We start from the raw sequence: 887 nt of genomic DNA on the forward strand, positions 1-887 counted from the left end.
TTTTTTTTTTTTTTTTTTGGCCCGTTGGTCAAGTGGTTAAGACACCGCCCTTTCACGGCGGTAACACGGGTTCGAATCCCGTACGGGTCACCACTTATCATGGAGGATTAGCTCAGCTGGGAGAGCACCTGCCTTACAAGCAGGGGGTCGGCGGTTCGATCCCGTCATCCTCCACCATTTTTATAATTACTAAAAAGGTCCCGTGGTGTAGCGGTTAACATGCCTGCCTGTCACGCAGGAGATCGCCGGTTCGATCCCGGTCGGGACCGCCATTTTATTTCTTAAGTTATATTGGGCTATAGCCAAGCGGTAAGGCAACGGACTTTGACTCCGTCATGCGCTGGTTCGAATCCAGCTAGCCCAGCCATTTTAGTTCAGTCAGTAGAGCAAGATGCTTTGCGGTCGTGGCGGAACGGCAGACGCGCTAGGTTGAGGGCCTAGTGGGGGTAACCCCGTGGAGGTTCAAGTCCTCTCGGCCGCACCAAAATAAATCAAAAAAGATGTTGACTTAAAACATTGCTTATGATATATTAGATTGGTCGCTGTTAAACAACTTAGACAAAACAACATGAAAAAAGCGCCCGTAGCTCAATTGGATAGAGCGTTTGACTACGGATCAAAAGGTTAGGGGTTCGAGTCCTCTCGGGCGCGCCATTTTACGGGAAGTGGCTCAGCTTGGTAGAGCACCTGGTTTGGGACCAGGGGGTCGCAGGTTCAAATCCTGTCTTCCCGACCATTTATAATGCGGGTGTAGTTTAGTGGTAAAACAAGAGCCTTCCAAGCTCTGGTCGAGAGTTCGATTCTCTTCACCCGCTCCAATTAAGTTCTTTGAAAACTAAACAAAACATGAAACGTCAATTTTTATTTTATGAGCAATTCAAATTTCT

Annotated in this window: 8 tRNA genes; all 8 read left to right on the forward strand. The window is 47.9% G+C overall.

Annotated features, from left to right (window positions below):
• Positions 1-18: 18 nt before the first annotated feature.
• Positions 19-93, forward strand: a tRNA-Glu gene (locus IEV41_RS19390).
• A gap of 8 nt (positions 94-101) precedes the next feature.
• A tRNA-Val gene (locus IEV41_RS19395) sits at positions 102-177 on the forward strand.
• A 19-nt stretch (positions 178-196) separates the two neighbouring features.
• A tRNA-Asp gene (locus IEV41_RS19400) sits at positions 197-272 on the forward strand.
• A 20-nt stretch (positions 273-292) separates the two neighbouring features.
• Positions 293-367 (forward strand) — tRNA-Gln (locus IEV41_RS19405).
• A 31-nt stretch (positions 368-398) separates the two neighbouring features.
• Positions 399-484, forward strand: a tRNA-Leu gene (locus tag IEV41_RS19410).
• Between the two features lie 93 nt (positions 485-577).
• Positions 578-654, forward strand: a tRNA-Arg gene (locus IEV41_RS19415).
• A 5-nt stretch (positions 655-659) separates the two neighbouring features.
• A tRNA-Pro gene (locus IEV41_RS19420) sits at positions 660-736 on the forward strand.
• An 8-nt stretch (positions 737-744) separates the two neighbouring features.
• Positions 745-818, forward strand: a tRNA-Gly gene (locus tag IEV41_RS19425).
• The last annotated feature ends 69 nt before the right edge of the window (positions 819-887 follow it).

The organism is Priestia taiwanensis (assembly GCF_014638355.1).
Classification (GTDB): Bacteria; Bacillota; Bacilli; order Bacillales; family Bacillaceae_G; genus Priestia_D; species Priestia_D taiwanensis.